Source organism: Arenibacter certesii DSM 19833, assembly GCF_000429545.1.
GTDB classification, from domain to species: Bacteria; Bacteroidota; Bacteroidia; order Flavobacteriales; family Flavobacteriaceae; genus Arenibacter; species Arenibacter certesii.
Genome location: NZ_KE386914.1, coordinates 382,125 through 400,031, shown reverse-complemented (window position 1 = coordinate 400,031; position 17,907 = coordinate 382,125). Strand labels below are relative to the sequence as shown.

Genomic DNA, 17,907 nt, shown 5'->3' with positions numbered 1-17,907 from the left:
TAAAGTTTCTTGCCAATAGATTTCTTGCAACTGGGAGCGAGTGTTTTGAGTCAGTTGTAGTTCCCCTGAATTTTTTACTTAAAACACTTTTTAATGGATCGATTGCTTGGACTTCCTGTTTCAATTAGGAACAAGGTCCAAGAAATCACCTTGGATATGGCACACTCCATAAAACAGATCGTTAAGGCCTGCTTTCCTAAGGCAAGACAGGTGACCGACCGGTTCCATGTCCAGAAACTCGCTATAGAGGCCCTCCAAGATCTTCGGATCAAATACCGATGGGAGGCCATCGATCTGGAAAACGAACAAATATAACAGGCAAAAAGCCTCGGAAAACCTTTTCTTCCAAAACTATTTTCAAACGGGGACAGCAGAAAACAACTATTGGCAAGAAGCCGATACCTCCTTTATAAATCACCCGAGAAGTGGACCGAAAGCCAAAAGTAAAGAGCCACCATATTATTCAAGGAATATCCGGATATCGAAAAAGCCAACCAACTAGTGAATAGCCTTAGGAATATATTTACCCATGTCAACGATATCAAGGTAGGCTACACCAAACTGGCGCACTGGCACAAAGAGGTAGAAGCTTCGGGCTTTAAGAGCTTCCAAACGGTAGCTAATAGCATAAGTATTAACTACAGGTCGATTCTGAACTATTTTATAAATAGGAGTACAAATGCATCGGCAGAATCCTTTAACGCAAAAATAAAAGCTTTTAGGGCACAGTTCAGAGGCGTAAGAAATACGAAATTCTTCCTCTTTAGGTTAACTCAACTATTTGCATAAATATTCAAATACCCAGAAATTGGACTTGATCCCGATTTTTGTATAAACACAACAATTGGTCATGATCCGCTTGATCCTAGTATATGGTATTATCTAAAATGAAGAAGGCCCGTAAACGTAGTGTTTACGGGCCTTTAGGTGGAAACCGCTTGTTTCCTAGCGGAGAAAGAGGGATTCGAACCCCCGGAGGTGTGACCCTCAACAGTTTTCAAGACTGCCGCATTCGACCACTCTGCCATTTCTCCTTAGCGGGTGCAAATATAGAAACCTTTTTCAATTTAATAAAAGTATTTTGCACTTTTATTTTAAAAAATTTAAAAAAAATCATATTTAGCTGAAAATCAAGTTCCAATTATTATATTCCTATTCTAGAAAAAGAGAACATTTCTATAAATAGTATAGTGTTAATCAATAATAATAATACAGGTTGTAGAAATTGTATTTAAGATACCGCAACCCAATAAAAAATTGTGCGCTTACTAATATACCAGCTATAAAGGTCGCAAAGTGGTGAAGCCAAATGGTAAAGGTATACTACCATTACTTTTCAAGCATATTGCTTAGTTGAATTGGGAAATAAACTTAACTTTGACATTCCTACTAAAACAGGCGAAAACTGCCTTATTTGGTGGGCAGTTTAAGAAAAAACAAGATATGATAGGCAGGAGGTATGCAGGGCGATATCTTACATCTATAAAATGTATTGTTAGAATTTAAAGAATAGCGATTTGGATATCATAAAGAAATTAGAATGGCGATATGCGGTAAAAAAGTTTGATCCCAATCAATTATTGAGCACAGAAAAAGTGGAGATCTTGGAGAATGCTTTTAACCTTACGGCAACTTCATTTGGACTTCAGCCTATTAAGCTTGTAATTGTTCAGAATAAAGAATTGCAAAATAAACTGGTGGATCACAGCTATGGTCAGCAACAGGTAGCACAGGCTTCTCATCTTTTTATCATATGTATCGAGAAAAAGATCGATAAAAAATTTATTCACAACTACTTTAATAGAGTAAAACAAATTCGGAATACTGCAGATGATATCCTAGAACCCTTTCAAGGGGCTTTGGTCGATGATTTTTCTAAAAAAGAGAGAAAGGAAGTACGGGTTTGGGCTACCAATCAGGCTTATCTTGCCTTAGGGACTTTGCTTACCGTCTGTGCCATGGAAGGAGTAGATTCTTGTCCTATGGAAGGTTTTGATCCGTCGGCTTATGACAAGTTATTGGGTCTTGAAGATGAAAAACTGACTTCAGTTTTAATTCTTCCCGTTGGTTATAGGGCACAGGATGATATGTTTGCTACCCTTAAAAAGGTTCGTAAAAATCTAAAGGATAGTATAATACATATATCATAATCACCTTTATAATTAAAACTTCAATAAAAAATATAAAAAAATAGAGCTATGCCAGGTTTTGAACTTTTTGGTGAAAAGGAAAGAGCACAAGTAAATGAGGTATTAGATTCCGGGGTACTGATGCGGTACGGTTTTGATGGGATGAGAAACGGACATTGGAAAGCCAGAGAACTTGAAAAAGCACTAGAAGATAGAATGCAGGTTAACCACGCCCATTTAGTGAGCAGTGGTACAGCTGCCCTAACTGTTGCCCTAGCTTGTACTAAGGTGGGCGCAGGGGATGAGGTTATTTTACCCACTTTCACCTTCGTGGCTAGTTTTGAGGCCGTATTATCTGTAGGAGCCACTCCAATTTTAGTAGATGTGGATGATACGCTTACCTTAGACCCTAAAGCAGTAGAAAAGGCAATTACCAAAAGGACTAAAGTTGTTATGCCCGTTCATATGTGCGGTTCTATGGCAGATTTGGGCGCTTTAAAGGCTATTTGTGATAAACATGGCCTTATTATGGTAGAGGACGCCTGCCAGGCAATAGGAGGCAGCTATGAAGGGAAACCCTTGGGTAGTTACGGAGACCTAGGCTGCTTTTCCTTTGATTATGTAAAAACCATTACCTGTGGTGAAGGAGGTGCCCTCATTACAAATAATGAGGCGTTTTATGATACTGCCCATCAATTTTCGGATCACGGTCATGATCATATAGGAAACGATAGGGGAGCGGAGAGTCATCCGTTTCTTGGTTATAATTATAGAATTTCCGAATTACACGCTGCGGTTGGATTGGCTCAAATAGGTAGGTTAGATACTTTTTTAGAAACCCAGAAAAAGAACTACACCATTTTACGATCTGCCTTAGAAACGCTGCCAGAAGTTACTTTTAGGAGGGTTCCCAAAAATGGTGTGGAAAACTATTCTTTCCTTAACTTCTTCATGCCTACGGAAGAGTTGGCCCGTAAAGCTATTTCAGCTTTATCGGAAAACGGAGTAGATGCTTGTTTTTATTGGTATGACAACAATTGGCACTACTATAGGAAGTGGGACCATTTAAAAGATTTGAAGAGCTTGAGCCCGCTATCCGATCAAATTAAAAATGGAGTGCCAGATTATAAGAACTCCGATTTTTCCCAGTCGGACCAATGGGTGGGGCGTACCATTTCTTGCCTTATAAAATTGGGGTGGACAGAGGAAGAGGTAAAAGAAAGGGCAGAGAAAATGACAACGGTAATAAAAAGTGTTTTAACTCAGTAATGAGTCGGTAGTCTTTAGTTTCTCTGTAACCTAATAAAAAAACGGATCAGAAATAAGAGCTAACACGCCAAAAGCGCGAACTTACCGAAATTATATCGCGCTAAAATCAGCTAAAAATGACTTAACAGTCCCTTGTTTCTATATAAATAAAGACCACTATGGAGCCTTAAAGATCCAATAGTAGTCTTTATTGAAAGTAGTTAAGTATATGCGTTTCTTACCCGGCTTGGTACAGGGCAGATGAAAATTTAGATATATCTTGGTTGCTATTATCAACTAGTAAACTGTCACCTTCTCTTATTTCGCTGCGATAATAATTTCTATGGCTAGTAGGTTACATATTCCACAATCTCAAGTCCATAGCCTACAATACCTACACGCTTAATTTGCGTAGAGTTGGTTAAAAGTCTAATCTTGGCAATATCAATATCATGAAGAATTTGCGCTCCCACTCCAAAATCCTTGGCATCCATATCTACCTTTGGAGCCTTGAATACACCTTTTTTCTGTAGTTCTTTTAACTCTCCTAATCTACCTAATAAATTTAGGGATTCGGACTCTTGATTTATAAAAACAATTGCGCCTCTTCCTTCGGTATTTATAGCTTTAAACATATCCTCTAGCTTCTTGTCCGGATTATTGGTTAAAGTCCCAAGGATATCATTGTTTATTAAAGTGGAGTTTATTCTGGTAAGGACTTTTTCATCCTTTTTCCAGGTTCCCTTTGTTAATGCTATATGTATCTGGTTGTTAGTGGTTTGTTGATAGGCTCTTAACCTAAATTTGCCAAATCTGGTCACAATGTCAAAATCCTCCTTTTTTTGGATCAAACTATCGTGTTCCATGCGGTAAGCTATAAGATCTTCAATAGAAACAATCTTCAGATCAAACTTCTTTGCTACTTGGCACAACTGTGGTAAGCGCGCCATAGTGCCATCATCGTTCATAATCTCTACGATCACTCCAGCTGGTTGTAGTCCGGCCAAGCGTGCGAAATCTATAGCCGCTTCTGTATGTCCTGTTCTTCTTAATACTCCGCCATCCTTAGCAACAAGTGGGAAAATATGACCTGGTCTTGCCAAATCGTGAGGTTTTAAATCCTCCTTGGTCATAGCAATAACAGTTTTGGCACGATCGGAGGCAGATATTCCGGTGGTAACCCCACTTCCTCGTAAATCTACGGAAACAGTAAAGGCAGTTTCCATTGGGTCGGTATTATTAGTTACCATCATATGTAATCCCAGCTCCTTGCATCGCTTCTCTGTTAATGGTGCGCATATAAGTCCTTTCCCATGAGTGGCCATAAAATTGATCATCTCTGGAGTAGCTAGTTCAGCAGCTGCTATAAAATCGCCTTCATTCTCCCTATTCTCATCGTCCACAACAATAATTACCTTTCCTTGCCTAATATCCTCTATGGCCTCCTCTATGGTATTTAACGTAATGGTATCTTCCATTTTAGTTGTCATGTGTAGCAGTTTTACTATTCTTTTTAATCAATTCCTTAAAATAATCTATAATACTTCCTATGGAAACTAAGCCCTTATCGGCAGTTGCCCTCCTTGTTAGAAAAACACCTAAAGGTAACATTATAAAAGTAGATAACCATGCTCCAATGATAGGGTGGATGTTTCCTTCTTTGGCATAGTTGCCAGCGAATACACCAATAAAATAATAGGTAAGGAATAGTACAATAGCAATAACCATGGGTAGACCAAGTCCACCTTTTCGTATAATAGCTCCCAGGGGTGCACCCACAAAAAAGAGAATAATACAGGAAAGTGCCAAAGCATATTTTTTATGTAACGATAAAATATGGAGGCGATAAATTTTATACTTTATCTGCAACTCCTGTCTTTTCCCTTGAATAGTAGTTAAAATATTGGCCGTAGCGGTTTTTGCAGTGGATAATAACTGCATTTTTTGATATTCCGGATAAAGAGAAATTATAGTATCAGTTGAAGCCACAGTACCAAGGGAATCTCGTTCCTTTTTCTTATTAGCTATACTCAAAGCTGTCAATGAATCGGGTTTGTTTAGTGTTATAAATGCCCCCATCCTGTTCACAATGTTCTTGGAGAAAGCGGTAACCAACTTTGTATTATCTTCTTTTAGAGAGTCTATATCCTTTGATAAGCGGGAAATATTCTTCATTTTATCGGTACTCACGTCCCTTTCCTCGTTTAAGTCTACATCATCTAATTCGGATAGGTCCTTATTAATCGTATAAGTCTTAAAATCTGCCATGGCAAACGGATTTTTTAACTTCTCCTTATTGTTCTTAGTGACCATTTCCTGGTAATAATGTCCGTCTTTAAGCACCAACTGCAGGATGTCCGATTCTTCGCTACTTATGAGTTCGCCAGATTCTGCTTTAATTACCGTAGTATTTACGCCAGACTTAGATTTTTCATGTATGATAACGTTGTCTAAAAATCGGTCTTTTTCACCGTATTTTCGATCTACCTTCATATTCATATCCGTACCTTCTAAATCGCTGAAAATTCCCTCAGAGATTATTGCTGCTGGCTTAACCTTGGCTATATTTCTCCTTAGATTATAGATTTTCTGTTCGGAAATAGGGATGATGTTGTTTGCAAAGTAAAATGTAACGCCTCCTAGGAAGATGACAAATACTATTAAACTTCGCATGGCTCTTTGGAGAGAGATACCCGAGGCTTTCATAGCGGCAAACTCATAGTTCTCTGCAAAGGCACCAAAGGTAAGGATAGACGATAGTAGTACCGTTAATGGGATTACCCGTTCCATAAGGTTGGGCATTAGATAAAACAAAAATTTACCGATAATAAAGATATCCAATCCCTTACCGGCAAAATCGTCAATAAATAACCATATCGTTTGAAAAATAAAGATGAACATCAATATTACAAACGAACTTAAAAAATTAAAGAGGAATCTCGATAATATATATCGGTCTAATATTCTCAATGGCTTAATTTCTTATGATGTAGTACCCGTCTTCCTTGTACTTATTTTCATCAAAAGTAAATAAGGTTTTGGACAGAGGTTGGTCTATTTTAAAAGAATTAACAGTAATGGTGGTTTTAGTCCCGTTTTTACCGGTTTCAATCAACTTATATATGTGTTTGGTCTCTACATCAATACCTAGAAGGATAAATTTGGTTTCCGAATCACTATTAATGGGCGTTAATTTTACATACTGAATTTTTCTTCCCTGTACATTTTGAAGAATATCCCAGTCGTAGGCGTGTCCTTGCTTATAAAATGTTAACATTTTGGAAGGAGTGATAGTATTATCATCATCAATCTTTTCCTCTATTGTAACCTCTTCATTTTCTGGAACTACGGTGTACACTTTTTTACCGTCGTATAGTTGCTTAGCTCCCATATAGTTAAATACGTATTTATCGCCTTGCATAGTTACATCTCCACGGGTATCCGTATTAATATTAGCTTCTTCGTTCTTTAAGGAATATTTAAAGTCAACAAAAATGTTATCGTAACTCTTTACCTTATTATAAACTTCGTCTAACAAGGTTTTTGCCTTATTGGAATCTTGGCCCATAGCCATCGTGGTTGTTAATGTAACGAGTGCTAATAGGAAAAATCTTTTCATATTCATTTTTTTATATATTTGTTGTTGCTCTTTATTGAGCTTCATCACCTAAAAGTTGGTCCAGTGCGGCCATATCCTGAACAAGTACTTGTCTGGCCTTACTGCCTTCAAATTGCCCAACAATTCCTGCTGCCTCCAGTTGATCTATTATTCTACCTGCACGGTTATATCCCAACTTCAACTTTCGCTGTATTAAAGAAGCAGAGCCTTGCTGTGCAATTACAATAACTTCCGCAGCCTCCCTAAACTTTGAGTCTCTTTCGGATACATTGTAATCAATACTTGTGCCAGACTCGTCATTTCCTACATATTCTGGCAGTAAATGTGCATCTGGATATGCTCGTTGTGAGCCTATGAAATCGGTGATTTTAGCAACCTCGGGAGTATCTACAAAGGCACACTGTATCCTAGTAACTTCATTTCCTTGGGTAAATAGCATATCTCCACGACCAATCAATTGATCTGCACCTTGGGTATCCAAGATAGTTCTAGAATCTATTTTAGAGGTAACCCTAAAGGCTATCCTAGCGGGGAAGTTTGCCTTTATAATACCAGTAATAACGTTAACCGACGGCCTTTGGGTAGCAATAATCAAATGTATACCGATTGCTCTTGCCAACTGTGCCAATCTGGCAATAGGGGTTTCCACTTCCTTACCGGCTGTCATGATTAAATCTGCAAACTCATCTATGACCAAAACAATATATGGTAAAAACATATGCCCATCATTGGGATTCAGTTTGCGGGCTTTAAACTTCGCATTGTACTCCTTAATATTCCTGACCATGGCTACTTTTAATAGCTCATACCTATTGTCCATCTCTATACAGAGCGAATTTAAGGTGTTAATTACCTTGGCATTGTCCGTAATTATGGCCTCTTCGGAATCAGGCAGCTTAGCTAGATAATGGCGTTCTATCTTATTGAACAAAGTAAGTTCTACCTTTTTAGGGTCTATAAGTACAAACTTTACTTCGGCAGGGTGTTTCTTGTAGAGTAGGGAGGTAAGGACGGCGTTTAATCCAACGGATTTACCCTGTCCTGTAGCACCAGCCATTAATAGGTGGGGCATTTTTGCCAGATCTACTACAAAAGTTTCATTGCTAATGGTCTTACCAAAGGCAATGGGAAGTTGCATTTCCGCTTTTTGAAACTTACTGGATGCAATAACGGAGCGCATGGAGACAATAGTGGCATTTTTATTGGGCACTTCAATGCCAATAGTACCTTTTCCTGGAATAGGGGCAATAATTCGTATACCCAATGCTGCAAGTGAAAGCGCAATATCGTCTTCCAAGTTTTTAATTTTTGATATGCGCACCCCTGCATCAGGTACAATTTCATAAAGGGTTACTGTAGGCCCAATAGTGGCTTTAATTTGTGCAATACCAATTTTATAATTTTTTAAGGTCTCTACAATCTTATTCTTATTTTCTTCTAATTCCTCTTGGTTAATAGTTATTCCGCCTGTAACACCATGTGGGTCTAAAAGGTCTAGGGTTGGGAATTTGTAATTCCCCAATTCAAGGGTGGGATCAAACTCGCCAAAGTCGTCTACCAATCTATCGGCTATATTATCCGTCTCTTCGGTTTCTTCTTTTATTTTTTCCACTTCCATAGATATGGTATCTTCCTCAGTGCCTACATTTACTTGGAATGAATCGTCTCCTTCCTCTTTTGGCAGTGGGGGAATGTCCTTTTTATGGGTATAGGCATCAATAATAATTGGGCCTTCCTCTTCCTTTGGCGTAATTATTTCTTCCTCTTTTTCCTCTTTAATCTTAATAGCGGTAGGAGCTTTTTTGGTGCTTGAATTCGATTTTAATTCGGAGGCCAAGGATTTCCCTTTTTTATTGATGTAACTAACGGCGGAATCGGGTGAAAACTGAAAAAGTCGCACCAATATTACGATCAATCCAAAAAGTAACATTAAGAAAACGCCAACCTTTCCGCCATAGTCTTGAAGGAAGTCGTTAAGTTCGTACCCTACCATTCCACCCAGAAGAGGCGTGCTTTTGGCAAAAAAGCCGAATGCGATAGAAAACCATATGATAAATACCAATCCCCATATCCATTTTCTTAGAAGGCCTTTTTTGGAAATGCTGAAAAATAAGTGTAGTCCAGAAATAAATAGTAAGAAAGTTAAAATAATAGAGGATATTCCAAATCCTTGATAAACAATTAAATGTCCAACATTAGCGCCAAATTTATTTAATAAGTTTTGAGCTTGCTCGTTTCTATTGGCAAATTCACTTAATACACTTTGATCATCTTGCCAAGTGAAGTAAAAAGAGAGGAAAGAGAAAAACAGGGCTATGCCCAATAACATTAATAGCCCTCCCAGAATAACTTTATTCTTCTTGGATAATTTAAGTGTAAAGCTCTTTTTAGTAGGGGTCGCAGACCTTGGTTTTTTTGACTTCTTTGCCATTAAATCTTTTATTCTGGGGCTAAATTACAAATTTACTTATATACCTATTCCAACTTTCTAACAATCTAGATTTTCCCAAGGGAGTCTTTAGAAGATCAGAAACGTTTTATGCTGTATACCAAACAACTCCATTGACTGGATATATTTTTAAAAACGTAAAAAAAAATGATTTTAAAATAATTTTGGTCCGTAGATGATAATTCCTATGATGCAGGCAGCTATGGATACCAGCATTACCGCCCCGGCTGAGATATCCTTAATAAGCCCAATTTTAGGGTCAAAATTGGGTTGCACAAAATCGGCCACTTTTTCAATGGCCGTATTCATCCCCTCCATTCCTAGTACGAGCGCAATAGACATTATTTGAAGACACCATTCTGTGTTGGTAATTTCAAAATAAAATCCGGCAACGGTCATTACCAAACAAATAAAGACCTGGACCTTAATACTGGCCTCGGTCTTTATAAGTAATATTGCACCTTTTGCCGCAAACCCTATGCTACGGATGCGATTAGTGAGGAAATTTTCCTTAGGCATTCATTAAGGCTTCTAGGGCAGCCTTGTAGTTAGGCTCATCTACAGTTTCTTTAACTTGTTCATTGTAAATTACCTTCCCTGCCTCATCCAAAACGATAACTGCTCTGGACAATAGGGGAGCCAAGGGACCGTCAGAAAACGCCACATTATAAGTATTGCCAAAATTTCCATCCTTAAAATCGGATAGCATTTCTACATTTTCTATTCCTTCGGCACCGCAAAAACGGGCTTGGGCAAATGGAAGGTCTTTGGAAATACACAAAACCATAGTGTTCTCCAACTCGGCAGCATCTTTATTAAACTGACGTACAGATTGTGCGCAAGTTCCCGTGTCTATACTAGGAAAAATGTTCATCACTACCTTTTTTCCTTTGTAATCGGATAGATTAGAAGAGGAAAGATCTCCTTTAGTCAATGAAAAAGAAGGAGCTGTGCTTCCTATGGAAGGTAATGTTCCTATTGTATTTATGGGGTTTCCTTTAAGTGTTACAGTAGCCATGGTTCTAAATTTTAATTTGCTGTGAAAATAAAAAATATATAGCGGATATGTAAGTAATAAGAGAGAAAAAAGTTGTCGCTCCCAAATTGTGTAGGGAAATAGCGCTAATTTCCACAAAAAGCCGTCTATAAAAGGGTTTACCTCCTACTGACGGCTTTGTTTGTGATTTGCTTACAGAAATTGCCTTAGCAACTTTTATTAGTCAATAGATCCCATCACCCGTTGCATAAACTCATTTAGGGCGTCTTTTTGGGATTTCCCTTCTTTTATGGACTTGTTGACTTCCAACGCGCCATATAGATTTGATAGTAATTCGCCAATAACATCCATTTCATCCTCTTTTATAGAAGAAACTTCCGTAATAGATTCCAAGGTTTCTATTGTTTCCAATACATAGTCCTCGTCGTTATCGGCAATAAACTGTGTGAGGTGCTTAATTACTGGTAATTTCACTTATCAACTCTTTTAAAACGTCATACTTATTTGTTTGCACCTGATTTCTGATCTCCCCATTCTCAAAAATTGCGAAAGTAGGCAAGTTGTCCACTTTTGCTAATTTACGAGATTCAGGAAACTTTTCAGCATCCGCCAATACGAAGGTAATATCCTCATTATCGGAAGCTTCTTTTTTAAACTTAGGCTTCATAATCCTACAGTTACCACACCATGTGGCAGAATACTGTACTACAACCTTTTTATTTTGATCTATAATCTCTTTAAGATTATCATTCTCTAATTCTAATAACATAACTCTAAATTTTAAATTCGTACTAAAGAATAGGAGTCCATCCTAAAAATGGACTCCGTAAATTTATTGTTTGATGTTAGTTGGAGTGGGTAGCCAAATAGCTTGCTACTCCTTTTCTATCGGCAGTCATAGCATCTTTACCTTCTTCCCAGTTTGCAGGACAAACTTCACCTTTTTCCTGAACGTGGGTATAAGCATCAATTAAACGTAGGTATTCATTAACATTTCTTCCTAAAGGCATATGGTTAATACCTTCGTGGAATACAGTTCCCTCTTCATCAATTAAGTAAGTAGCACGGTAAGTAACATTATCACCTTCTACAGTTACAACTCCTGTTTCGTCGTTGAATTGCTCATTTGTGATATCTAAAATACCTAAAGTAGATGCAAGGTTTCTGTTGCTGTCTGCTAAGATTGGGTAAGTAACTCCTTCAATACCACCGTTGTCCTTAGAAGTATTTAACCAAGCAAAATGAACTTCAGCAGTGTCGCAAGAAGCACCTATTACTATGGTGTTTCTTTTTTCGAACTCACCTAAAGCTGCCTGGAAAGCGTGTAATTCAGTTGGACATACAAAGGTGAAATCCTTAGGGTACCAAAACAAGATTACTTTTTTATTGTTTTTTTGAGCTTCTTCTAAAACATTAAGTTTAAAAGTATCGCCCATTTCATTCATTGCGTTTACGCTAAGATCTGGAAATTTTTTTCCTACTAAAGTCATATTTTTAATTTTTATTATTGATTTCTGATGTAAAATTACTGCTTATATCAGGTGATAGGAAGGAATTGTAATTTAAAAAATTTATAAGGTTATAGCTTTAATAGATGGCTAGGTATACCTTGAGGGTGGGATTGTGTTATTCTCATTTCTGTGGTTGACAGAACGGTAAATTCTCAAAAACAGGAATGTAGATTTAATAATTGTTCAATTACTGATATGGTATGATATGTTGGTTCAGTTATGATTTTGTATTCCAAAGTGAATCTTTATTGCAAGTACAGTTTTATGACGTGTACTATGCCTATTGCTACAGGTTTAAATTACTAAACTGTATCTCAGTTGTATTTCGATTTTTAAAAATTAATTTATTGTAAATTTTTAACAAACTATTTTACTAAACAAAGTTTGAAGATTTAATTGATTAGTATTTATCTGCTCCAACCACGTTGGTAGCGAGTTGTTTTATTTTAATATTAAAAGCGGCAAAGATCAAGGTCATGAACGGGCTTAGCCAATTAAAAATGGCGTATACAAAATAGTCGGCCACTCCAACGCCTAATACGCCAGAATGATAAGCGCCACAAGTATTCCAAGGAATAAGTACTGAGGTTACGGTACCAGAATCTTCTAAGGTCCTACTAAGGTTTTCAGGGGCAAGCCCCTTGTCTTTATAAGCTTTAGAAAACATCTTTCCGGGTACTACAATTGCCAAGTACTGATCTGAAGCTGTAAGGTTTAGCGCCAAACAACTGGCAACGGTGCTGGCAAAAAGGCTAAAAGTGGATTTTGCCATGCTTAACAAGGCGCTACTGATTCTAGATAATGCTCCAATGCCATCCATGATTCCCCCAAATACCATAGCACATATAATTAACCAAATAGTTCCCAGCATTCCTGCCATTCCTTTTGAAGAGAAAAGATCACTAAGAATCGCGTTTTCGGAGGCAATATTTGTTTGTACCGTTATAGCGTTCATTACACCCTTATACCCAGATTCCATTGTTAAAGAGGGTGCTCCGGTGAGTCCCATTACAATATCAGGCTGAAAAATTAGTGCGAAGACGGCTCCTAATAAGGTTCCGACCAATAGTGCTAAAAGGGGAGGTGCTTTTTTTAGAATAAGGGCAACTACCGCAATGGGCACCAAGAATAACCATCCATTAATATTAAAGGTCTTCTCTATGGCATTCATTATACCCTGGGTATCGGCTGTGCCACTAGTATCTACGGTGAAACCTAATATTATAAAGACCAATATGGTTATAATTATTGTAGGGACGGTGGTTAATGCCATATACTTAATATGACTAAAGAGATCGCTACCGGCCATAGCGGGAGCTAGGTTTGTGGTGTCGCTTAACGGGGACATTTTATCTCCAAAATAAGCGCCAGATAATATGGCTCCTCCCGTCATTCCCAAGGGAATACCAAGTGTGGTTCCTATTCCGATCAAAGCAATACCCACGGTTGCAGAGGTAGTCCAGGAGCTTCCGGTGGCCACTGAGATTACTGCGCAGATTATAACGCAGGCCGCTAGAAAAATAGTGGGGTTTAGGATCTGTAATCCGTAATATATCATGGTAGGGATAATTCCACTTATAAGCCAAGTTCCAGATAGTGCCCCTACCATTAATAAGATGAGTAGTGCGCCGGTAGTAGATTTTACATTTTCGGCTACCTCAGAGAACATTTTTTCATAGGAAACTTTATTTAAAACGCCTACTATTGCAGCAACTGCGCCTCCCATAAGGAGAATAAACTGATTGGAACCGCTTAGGGCATCATCACCAAAAATAAAAACATTGTAGGCCAACATTCCTACCAGAGCAAATACAGGTATTAATGCTTCCCAAATGTTTAACTCTTTATTTTCGACAATATGTTCATTTTCAGGTCCACTCGGGTTGATGCTATTGTTTTGCATTTAAAAAAGTCTTTGTTACTTCGTAATATTACGATTTTGCCCCTTGTTCTGCAAACCTAAATAAAATAGTAACCATTTTAGCTAAGCTTGTGTTTTCAACTAGCTCCTTGTTTTTTCCATTTTTTATTTTTTTTGGAGGGATTGAAATTAGATAGTGTTGTTGGTGCTGTCAATTGTGTTATTATTTAAATAAAAGGAATTGTGGTCTTATGGTTTTATGTACTATCTAGTTCGAACAATATAGGTATTCATATTATATTTAACTCTTGGAGACAGCTTTTCATGGTGTTGTAGGTGCGTTCAATATTACTGTCCAAACCTATAGAGAAACGAATTAACCCATTGGAAAGTCCCATTTCTAATTGTTCTTCCATAGGGATTTCAGAAGAGGTGGAAGAACCTGGTGCACTAAACAAGGTTTTGTAAAAGCCTAAGCTTACTGCTAAATATCCAAGATTTTTTTCTTGCATAAGTTCCATAAGGGCATTGGCTTTATCGAGAGAGCCTACATCAATAGTTAATAACCCACCATAGCCATACTCCGGATTAAATTGTTGCGTCATTACTCTATGGTCTTTGTGAGAGCTTAAACCTGGATAAACCACTTTTAATCCGTCCTTGTCAAATTTTTGGGCTAAAAACAACGCGTTTTCACTGTGTTTTTGCATTCTAATATGAAGTGTTCGCATATTTTTCAATATAGATGAGGCTCGTAAACTATCTAGCGTACTCCCTAAGAGCATCCCTGCGCCAGAATTCACATCTTTAAGGCTGAGACAGAATTCCTTGGTTCCACAAATAGCACCTGCCACACAATCGCTAGTGCCATTAATAAACTTGGTTAGACTATGGATTACGATATCTGCGCCTAATTTTGCAGGACTAATGGATAGAGGAGAAAAGGTATTATCTACCACTAATGGGATACCGTTCCTTTTGGCAATGTTTGACATTTGTGCAATGTCTGTTATCTCTAAAAGCGGATTGCTTACGGACTCGCAGTAGATCAATTTTGTTTTAGAGGTTATGGCCTCAGTAACGGACTCTATATTGGTAGTGTCTACAAAAGAGATCCTGATATCAAATTTTTTCAGGAAATTTTTCATAAATGCATAGGTGCCCCCATAGATGGTTCTGCTGCTTACAATATGGTCACCAGCATCACACAACTGTAGGATCACGGATGTTATGGCACCCATGCCACTACCAGTTACATTGGCGGTTTCAGTTCCTTCAAGGGCCGCCAAAGCTTCTCCTAAATATAAATTGGAGGGGGAAGAATGCCTGCTGTACAAATAACATCCTTCTGTGTTCCCTTCAAAGGTATCGAACATGGTCTTGGCGGATAAAAATGTATAGGTAGACGAATCCGAAATTGAGGGGTTGACTCCTCCATATTCTCCAAAATATTGTAAGTCTTGTAAGTGATCAGCACCTTTATATTTCATAATGTTTATTATTAGTTTTCCTATAAAGTTATGTATAAGCAGATGTAAATTCAATATTTATAAAGATATTCGGAATATAAAACTATATTATCTAATTAATTTAGATTATGATTGATAAAAACAATGATCTGGCTCGTAATACCGAAAATTTATCAGGATGAAATTGGATGGAACGGATATAAAATTATTAGGATTGCTACAACAAGATAGCAAACGCACCACCAAAGAATATGCCCTAACCTTAGGGTTATCGGTAACCGCCGCCTATGAACGAATCAAGCGTTTGGAGAAATTGGAGGTTATTACCAAATATGTAGCTTTAGTAGACAAGAAGAAGGTCAAAAAATCCTTCGTCGTGCTTTGTCATGTTAAATTGACGCAACATACCAAAGAACATATATCGCAGTTTGAGCGGGAGGTATTAAAATTGAAGGAAGTAATGGAATGCCACCACATTAGTGGCGATTACGATTATATTTTGAAAATATATGTTGGGAATATGGAGGAGTATCGCGATTTTATGGTGACCAAGCTCACCGCTCTTAACCATATTGGTAGTTCGCAAAGTGCCTTTGTTATAAAAGAAGTGAAGAATAGCACGGAGATTTCTATTTAGTTTAATAAAAAAAATCGGAACTGATATTTTCATAAAGTTGCTTTGTTGTGCAACCATAAAACATTTGTATTTTTGTTCCAATTAAGTTAAATCTAATCTTTTCAATACATTATTAATATGACCCAATACGATGTAGCCATTATTGGCTCAGGTCCTGGAGGATATGTCGCTGCAATTAGATGTGCCCAATTAGGAATGAAAACCGCAATTATAGAAAAGTATTCCACTTTAGGGGGAACCTGCCTTAACGTTGGGTGTATACCTTCTAAAGCTTTGTTGGATTCTTCACACCATTATGAGGATGCAGTGAAGCATTTTGAAACGCACGGTATTGAAATTCCAGGAGAAATAAAGGTAAACTTGGAAAAAATGATTTCCCGTAAACAAGCTGTAGTAGACCAGACCTGTGATGGGGTAAAATTCTTGATGGATAAAAACAAGATTACCGTCTTTGAAGGATTGGGGAGCTTTAAGGATGCCACTCATATCAATATTGATAAAACAGATGGAGAAACGGAAACCATTGAAGCGAAGAATGTAATTATCGCTACAGGTTCTAAACCATCAACTCTTCCGTTTATAAAATTGGATAAGAAGCGCGTAATTACTTCCACGGAAGCTTTAAAGCTTAAAGAGATTCCAAAACATATGATCATCATCGGAGGTGGTGTTATCGGTTTGGAATTAGGTCAGGTTTATAAGCGTCTGGGGGCAGAGGTAACAGTGGTAGAATTCATGGATCGTATTATCCCTGGGATGGATGCTGGTCTATCCAAAGAATTAACCAAAGTGTTGAAGAAACAGAAAGTTAAGTTCCTTCTATCTCATAAAGTCAAATCTGTTGAGACCAATGGCAACGAAGTAATCATTAAAGCTGATGATAAGAAAGGTGCTGAAGTAGAGCTCAAAGGAGATTACTGTTTGGTAGCTGTAGGAAGAAGACCTTACACCGATGGCTTAAATCTAGAAGCGGCTGGGGTAAAGATGGAAAAAAACGGTACTGTTGCGGTTAATGACCATTTACAGACCAATGTTTCCAATATATACGCTATTGGAGATGTAGTAAGGGGCGCTATGTTGGCCCATAAGGCCGAGGAAGAAGGTAGTATGGTAGCTGAGATTTTGGCAGGACAGAAGCCACATATCGATTACAACCTTATTCCAGGAGTAGTTTATACATGGCCAGAAGTTGCTGCAGTTGGAAAAACCGAAGAGCAGTTAAAAGAAGCAGGCGTAGATTATAAGATTGGTCAGTTTCCAATGAGAGCATTGGGACGTTCCCGTGCTAGTATGGATTTAGACGGATTTGTGAAAATTTTGGCCGATAAGGAGACCGATGAAGTATTAGGGGTGCATATGATTGGAGCCCGTGCGGCAGATTTAATTGCAGAAGCCGTTACAGCTATGGAATTCAGAGCGTCAGCTGAAGATATCGCCCGGATGAGTCATGCACACCCTACCTATGCAGAGGCAGTGAAGGAAGCAGCCTTGGCAGCAACCGAAGATCGTGCATTGCACATATAATAAGGAGTAATAGTAATTATATATAATCAAAAAGGCCTGTTGGAATTCCAATAGGCCTTTTTTTGTGTAAACAAAGTTAAAAGTTCAAGTGGACAACCTATTATATCAGAGACCTACACAAAAAATATTTCAGTATTTAAACCGATTTCACATTTGGCCGCTCCATGTTTTTTTTGGGGGAGGCTATTATTTCATTTTCAAATTAACACATTACTAAATCGTCAGATTAATTTGCGTTAGCTATTGTAGCGTCATCCTTTTTTTGAGTTATGGATTTTTAGCTCCTAATCCTGCAAGGTTTTGTAAACCTTGGGGTATTTTGAATAAAACCTCAATAAAGCAAAATTACCGATATAGGCCGATAGCCAAAAAAGACCTGCCGGTTGTCAGGCGGGTATAGCGTAAAGAGCGACCCGATAGGGAAACGCCCAATAATTTTATTTTAAGAAAAGCGCGAACCCAT

Annotated in this window: 17 protein-coding genes and 1 tRNA gene; 6 read left to right on the top strand and 12 right to left on the bottom strand. The window is 37.9% G+C overall.

All coding sequences use genetic code 11. From position 1 onward, the window contains the following. Positions 1-93: 93 nt before the first annotated feature. A complete protein-coding gene (locus tag G466_RS24335) occupies positions 94-315 on the top strand; it encodes a transposase (protein WP_026815286.1) in 222 nt (73 codons plus the stop codon). A 141-nt stretch (positions 316-456) separates the two neighbouring features. Beyond that, on the top strand, positions 457-789 hold the full coding sequence (locus tag G466_RS24330; RefSeq protein WP_262482360.1) for a transposase: 333 nt from the start codon (positions 457-459) through the stop codon (positions 787-789). Between the two features lie 160 nt (positions 790-949). On the opposite strand, the gene G466_RS0120475 is transcribed toward G466_RS24330, so the two are convergent. Further along, a tRNA-Ser gene (locus tag G466_RS0120475) sits at positions 950-1,034 on the bottom strand. A 483-nt stretch (positions 1,035-1,517) separates the two neighbouring features. Between G466_RS0120475 and G466_RS0120470 the strand changes: the two genes are divergently transcribed. Both G466_RS0120470 and G466_RS0120465 read left to right on the top strand, forming a co-directional pair. Then, positions 1,518-2,150, top strand: a complete 633-nt coding sequence (locus tag G466_RS0120470; RefSeq protein WP_026815285.1) for an NAD(P)H-dependent oxidoreductase — start codon at positions 1,518-1,520, stop codon at positions 2,148-2,150. Positions 2,151-2,198: 48 nt separating this feature from the next. Continuing rightward, positions 2,199-3,398, top strand: a complete 1,200-nt coding sequence (locus tag G466_RS0120465; protein WP_026815284.1) for a DegT/DnrJ/EryC1/StrS family aminotransferase — start codon at positions 2,199-2,201, stop codon at positions 3,396-3,398. Positions 3,399-3,724: 326 nt separating this feature from the next. Here the strand turns inward: G466_RS0120465 and ribB are convergent, their stop codons facing one another. The 11 genes from ribB to G466_RS0120410 all read right to left on the bottom strand — a co-directional run bounded on the left by ribB (position 3,725) and on the right by G466_RS0120410 (position 15,304). Continuing rightward, entirely contained in the window at positions 3,725-4,867 is a 1,143-nt protein-coding gene (ribB, locus tag G466_RS0120460) for a 3,4-dihydroxy-2-butanone-4-phosphate synthase (RefSeq protein ID WP_034236282.1), read from the bottom strand. Then, on the bottom strand, positions 4,857-6,278 hold the full coding sequence (locus G466_RS0120455; protein ID WP_034236280.1) for an LptF/LptG family permease: 1,422 nt from the start codon (positions 6,276-6,278) through the stop codon (positions 4,857-4,859). Before G466_RS0120455 ends, ribB begins: the two co-directional genes overlap by 11 nt. A 73-nt stretch (positions 6,279-6,351) precedes the next feature. Beyond that, positions 6,352-6,996, bottom strand: a complete 645-nt coding sequence (locus tag G466_RS0120450; RefSeq protein WP_026815281.1) for a LolA family protein — start codon at positions 6,994-6,996, stop codon at positions 6,352-6,354. A gap of 31 nt (positions 6,997-7,027) precedes the next feature. Continuing rightward, positions 7,028-9,427, bottom strand: a complete 2,400-nt coding sequence (locus G466_RS0120445) for an FtsK/SpoIIIE family DNA translocase (RefSeq protein ID WP_026815280.1) — start codon at positions 9,425-9,427, stop codon at positions 7,028-7,030. A 171-nt stretch (positions 9,428-9,598) separates the two neighbouring features. Then, entirely contained in the window at positions 9,599-9,964 is a 366-nt protein-coding gene (locus G466_RS0120440; RefSeq protein WP_026815279.1) for a diacylglycerol kinase, read from the bottom strand. Then, a complete protein-coding gene (gene tpx, locus G466_RS0120435; protein WP_026815278.1) occupies positions 9,957-10,463 on the bottom strand; it encodes a thiol peroxidase in 507 nt (168 codons plus the stop codon). Before tpx ends, G466_RS0120440 begins: the two co-directional genes overlap by 8 nt. A gap of 198 nt (positions 10,464-10,661) precedes the next feature. After that, positions 10,662-10,916 carry a DUF6952 family protein gene (locus G466_RS0120430; RefSeq protein ID WP_026815277.1) on the bottom strand — a complete coding sequence of 85 codons (255 nt, stop codon included), beginning with the start codon at positions 10,914-10,916 and terminating at the stop codon, positions 10,662-10,664. Further along, positions 10,897-11,211: a thioredoxin family protein gene (locus G466_RS0120425; protein WP_026815276.1), complete on the bottom strand. Its 315-nt coding sequence runs from the start codon at positions 11,209-11,211 to the stop codon at positions 10,897-10,899. Before G466_RS0120425 ends, G466_RS0120430 begins: the two co-directional genes overlap by 20 nt. A 76-nt stretch (positions 11,212-11,287) precedes the next feature. Then, positions 11,288-11,932 carry a peroxiredoxin gene (locus tag G466_RS0120420; RefSeq protein WP_026815275.1) on the bottom strand — a complete coding sequence of 215 codons (645 nt, stop codon included), beginning with the start codon at positions 11,930-11,932 and terminating at the stop codon, positions 11,288-11,290. A gap of 421 nt (positions 11,933-12,353) precedes the next feature. Continuing rightward, entirely contained in the window at positions 12,354-13,856 is a 1,503-nt protein-coding gene (gene nhaC, locus G466_RS0120415) for a Na+/H+ antiporter NhaC (protein WP_026815274.1), read from the bottom strand. Between the two features lie 248 nt (positions 13,857-14,104). Beyond that, positions 14,105-15,304 carry an aminotransferase class I/II-fold pyridoxal phosphate-dependent enzyme gene (locus tag G466_RS0120410; protein WP_026815273.1) on the bottom strand — a complete coding sequence of 400 codons (1,200 nt, stop codon included), beginning with the start codon at positions 15,302-15,304 and terminating at the stop codon, positions 14,105-14,107. A 157-nt stretch (positions 15,305-15,461) separates the two neighbouring features. Here G466_RS0120410 and G466_RS0120405 point away from each other — a divergent pair, with 157 nt between their 5' ends. Then, positions 15,462-15,920 carry an Lrp/AsnC family transcriptional regulator gene (locus G466_RS0120405; RefSeq protein ID WP_026815272.1) on the top strand — a complete coding sequence of 153 codons (459 nt, stop codon included), beginning with the start codon at positions 15,462-15,464 and terminating at the stop codon, positions 15,918-15,920. 117 nt (positions 15,921-16,037) lie between these two features. Then, entirely contained in the window at positions 16,038-17,444 is a 1,407-nt protein-coding gene (gene lpdA, locus G466_RS0120400; protein WP_026815271.1) for a dihydrolipoyl dehydrogenase, read from the top strand. The last annotated feature ends 463 nt before the right edge of the window (positions 17,445-17,907 follow it).